2 protein-coding genes and 1 tRNA gene are annotated in these 4,930 nt (G+C 42.1%); 2 read left to right on the forward strand and 1 reads right to left on the reverse strand.

The genetic code is table 11. The features are described from left to right. Window positions 1–750 precede the first annotated feature (750 nt). Entirely contained in the window at window positions 751–2,079 is a 1,329-nt protein-coding gene (locus N4A56_RS10715) for a response regulator (RefSeq protein ID WP_295547183.1), read from the forward strand. A gap of 48 nt (window positions 2,080–2,127) precedes the next feature. Then, complete coding sequence (locus N4A56_RS10720) at window positions 2,128–4,695, forward strand: ATP-binding protein (protein WP_295547186.1); 2,568 nt, start codon at window positions 2,128–2,130, stop codon at window positions 4,693–4,695. Window positions 4,696–4,830: 135 nt separating this feature from the next. Here N4A56_RS10720 and N4A56_RS10725 read toward each other — a convergent pair. Beyond that, window positions 4,831–4,908, reverse strand: a tRNA-Glu gene (locus tag N4A56_RS10725). Between the last annotated feature and the right edge of the window lie 22 nt (window positions 4,909–4,930).

The raw sequence follows: 4,930 nt of genomic DNA on the forward strand, positions 1-4,930 counted from the left end.
ACTTGTCCCCCCAAACTGATATCACAATTGATGTGAACATCAGACACCGCACAATACGTTCACCATTGCACGAAGTTTTTATGTATTCCAACAAGCGTTATTCTTATTATAATGTAATTAATTTCAAACGCTTATTTTTTATAATTTGGGCGAAGTATACCAAAACAAAAAGGTGGGTCAATTCTGAAAAAAAGTTCCTGTATCCTCTCCACTCCAGCGACAAGCACACTCTGCACTCGGAAATTTTGTTCAATACACCATTCAACACCCTGAAAAAGTCGGAAATAAATTTCCGATACACAGAGTAATACTAACTATTATTTCAGTGTTGCACACCTCAAACTACAACCAGCAAAAAAGAAAGAAAACACATGAGGGTAACTACACTATTGCAAGTTCCTCGAAAATATTTTGTACAGCAGGCAACTGTTGTCTACTAAGCATCAGCCATGCTATTTTCTACATACAAAACCCTTTTATGTGTAATCATCAGTGACGTATTTTCACTCTAGTTGATAACAATCACAATCCCTCAGAATGCCATACGGTATCCTTACGTATAGAGAAGCACATACAACTCGCAACACTACGGCACAATAAATTTGTAACTGTTTTCAAAAAGCCCTTTGCACTATACATTCTACATTTTGTTTTTTTTGCAAGAACATCCTACCTTGTTTACTTAACATTTTTTAGCTAACTATACTCTGTGAGCTAAAGTATTAAAGAGCAAATGTGAAAAGGATATGCATGAAAAAAACATTTAAAATACTGATTGTAGAAGATGATGTCATCGATGCCCGATTCATCGAGAATGTTGTTGTTTCCGCAGGATTCGATGCACAAATAGCACATAGCTCTGAAAATGCTCTTACAGCTCTAAGCCAAACAACGTATGACCTTGTTCTTGTCGATCTAAAAATGATTGATATGAGCGGCATTCAAATTCTTGCGTTAATCAAGCGCTACTATCCCAGCACTGAAGTCATCATAATTACCGCGCATGCATCAATCGATACAGCTGTTGAATCCATACGTATGGGGGCACACTCATATTTCATAAAGGGTGAACCCACCCGCAAGCTTCTTGACGAAATAAAAACAATAGCAGGCAAGCAGGACGCTACTGATTCTGATAGGTTTTCAAACTCCCAATCAGGGCTTGCGCGTCTGAGAACTCGCGGCACGACGTTTTCCAATACTCTTTCTCAAGCTGAAGTGCTTGCTACTACAGGTATGAACACGTTGATTACAGGGGCACATGGAACGGGAAAAAAAGTTTTGGCTCAGCACATGAGTAGGTACAATCGACACAAAAGTGCTTCTGTCTATGAAATTGATTTTTGCCCTACGACTGGAAACCTACCTTTGCAGGCATCAGCGGCAATATATGGCTTAAGCAACTTTCTCAAAAAAAACGAGCGTAACGGAGTATGTCTTTTTGTAAATATCGACCACGCGGAGCCAGCAACTCTCAATGAGTTACTTGCTGTATTGAACAAGCAGCTCCCCAAACACCAAACCAAAAAACAGTCAGTGTCTGTCATATCAACTTGTAGCGTTCAATCGGCTTCAAGCCTGAACACTACATATGGCGCAGCGAACTTTTTCCGTTACTGGGGAATTAAACTTGAGCTTCCTGAAATCGCAGAGCGAAGAGAAGATATACCGCTCATCATCGAGCACATCCTCAACAACTTGTGTTCCAAGCATAATGCAGCTGAAATGACTATAGATGCAAAGTTACTTCACTACCTTTCAGAATCTTTTTTTGTGGGAGAGTTTGCAGGGCTGGAAAAACTTGTCGAACGACTTTTTGAGGCAGCTTCTGGGAAAAAACTCACATTGGAACTTATGGAGCACATCAAAACAGATGACATTCTCCTTTTGCAAAAACATCCATTTTCTCCCGGCGAGCCATCATCATTAAAAGATGCCCGTGAGCAGTCCGAAAGAACATTCATCAATACCATCTATAACCGTTGTGGAAGAAACAAAACACGGGCAGCAGCAGCACTCGGAATCTCATCGCGCCAGTTATACAACATGCTCAAAAAATACCACCTCGAAAAAGTATAAGCAGCCGCTACAGATCATACCTATCAGCAAGTAAAAAAGGACATTTCGTTGCAAGACCTTGACTTAAAAACACTATTGCTTGCCAACTCACTCGTCTCAATTGTCAGCGGAACAGCACTCTTCTGGCTTGGTAAATATTTTACCAAGCACAAGGTTATCAACTGGTGGAGCCTTGGCTGCTTGTTCACTGGTCTCTCCGTGGCTTCTTTAGCATTCAGATCAGAACTACCTTTTTTTATTACAGTGTTTTTCGGAAACATGTTTGCGTTCCTTTCTTCTCTCACTATATGGAGTGGCATCAGAATTTTCGTAGATAAAAAGCCAAAATGGTGGCTTATCATCCCTACAGCTTTACTTCCCAGCTCCATCCTCTACCACAACATACTCACTACTCCAGATCTAGAGTTCCGTTTCACTCTTGCCGTTTGCGTTATGAGTTTTTGCATGTTTCTTTCAGCGCAAGAGTTATACCGCGGTCCACGTCCTGTTCACCGTAAAACGTCAGTCATCTTCCTTGGATTCGGTCTTTTTTACCTAATGTGGATGATTGTTATGCGAGTCTCTTTGCAAACAAATTTTATGCTCCAAGCATATTCACTCATGATTGCCCTATATATTGTGGCTATCGTCTTTCAAATCATGCAGATTGCGGCAATGGGTCTGCTTCTTAGTGATAGAACCAAAGAAACAATTCTTAAAGCCAAAGAAGAAGCAGAATCAGCGAACAAAGCCAAAAGCGAATTTATTGCTAACATGAGCCATGAAATTCGTACCCCGATGAATGCCCTCATCGGTCTCTCTGAAATGCTTCTCAGCACAGAACAAGATCGCAACCGCGCTCATGATTTGCAAAGCATTCACTCTTCGTCACAATCACTTCTTAAACTGCTGACAGACGTTCTAGACTATTCAAAAATCGAATCAGGAGAGATGGTTATTGAATCCATCCCCTTTTATCTTGACGAAATTACAGACAGGATTCTTGATGTCGCGGCATTTTCAGTTGATTCAAAAAAAGTAGAAATCGCGTTACTCGCTGATGAACACATGCCCCAGCGCCTAGAAGGAGACCCGTTTCGCTTACAGCAAGTTCTAATGAATCTTGTAAATAATGCTGTGAAGTTTACCCCCGAAGGGCACATTACTATCACGATAACAAGTACATCTAGCTCAGCTAATACAACTCACCTCATGTTCACGGTTGCTGACTCCGGCATCGGCATTAGTCCTCAAATTCAATCAAAAATATTTGCTCCCTTCACACAGGCGGACACCTCAACAACTCGTAATTACGGGGGAACAGGGCTTGGATTGGCAATCAGCACACGCCTTGTCAGCCTTATGGGCGGTAAACTGAATGTAGTGAGTGAAGAAGGCGCAGGAAGTGCCTTCAGTTTTACACTTCCCTTCATCATCGCCGCCCCTGAGCCAACAGAAGACAGCATATGCTGGAAAGGATACAGCGCGGCTGTCATAGGCGGGGAGAACCTGCAATGCATTCAAGCAATGAATCAGTTAACAGCATTTGGCTTTGATGCAGTGCATCTAAAAAATAAAGAAAGTCTAGCCTCAATATTGCATACAACAGAGTGCCTGCCAGATCTCGTTATGGTTTCGGATGCACACCTCCTTGAAAGCTTGCCGCAGATAAAACAAGAAAGCCTTGCATATTCAAAAAACAACGCCCTTCCTTTTCTGTTGTGCTGCGTTTCACAAAACCAAGGAGAATTGTACGATTTTTCTGGTTACGCCGTCCTCAAAACTCCTATTCGCGCCAAGCGACTATTCATTGAACTAGCTGAGGGGTTCCATTTACCGAAAGAAGCTATCCCCACTCGCTTCCGTGAATTCGAGCCTCATGACGGTACATCAATCTCAAATGCTGCGAACATTCTTCTTGTGGAAGATATCGCGATCAATCGAGAAATCACCACAAAAATGCTTTTGTCAGCCGGAGTGACTGTTGACACAGCAAAAAGCGGAAAAGAAGCCATAGAAAAAACGCAATTGAAGCAGTATGACGCCATACTCATGGATATTCAAATGCCTGAGATGGATGGCTTTGAAGCAGCAAAGATAATTAAAGAAAAATCAGGAAGTGTTGCACCCGCTATTATAGGGCTTTCTGCCAATATTAGCCGAAAAAGCGCTGCGAAAGCAAAGCGGGAAGGATTTGCAGAATACCTGACCAAACCAGTAACGAGAAAAGTTCTACTCAACAGTCTGTCCCGCTGGATTTCTGCCAGCCCTCAGAATGCTCCAACAGCTCAGTACGATTATGACATCGCTGGAATCGATATTGAAGCGGCTATGGAAGACTGCCTCGGCAACATGGAGTTTTACAAAGCCCAACTACAGGACTTCTCGACATATATTACACACGTTGCTGACGAGTTAACACACACAGATACTGCATCCGATAAAGAAAAAATGTTGCACCAACTGCATTCACTTCGGGGAACTGCATCACTGTTAAAAATGACAGAGTTTGCCAATACTATCACTATTCTGGAAACAAAGGTATCTGCGGGCAATAATGAAACAGAACAAGAAGCAGTAGATATATTATTTCAACAAACAAAACACTTGCAACAGGTTATCACACAACTAGAGTGAGTGGAAAAGTGAAAAGGCAGATGAAACAGGTGCAGCCTAAAAACAACTATTTTATCACTTACGCTTTTGGCATGCACACTGAAGGCAACATAACAAAAAAGCTCTTACACTTTCGTGTAAGAGCTTAACTTGCTTTGGCGTCCCCAAGGGGATTTGAACCCCTGTCGCCTGCGTGAAAGGCAGGTGTCCTGGGCCAGGCTAGACGATGGGGACGCGTCGAAATATGTATTTCTAA

Origin of the sequence: Halodesulfovibrio sp. (assembly GCF_025210605.1) — a bacterium.
GTDB lineage: Bacteria > Desulfobacterota > Desulfovibrionia > Desulfovibrionales > Desulfovibrionaceae > Halodesulfovibrio.

What these genes read in the sequence shown, in the direction of transcription:
- N4A56_RS10715 (WP_295547183.1), top strand. Translation starts at nt 751, where the DNA reads ATGAAAAAAACATTTAAAATACTGATTGTAGAAGATGATGTCATCGAT.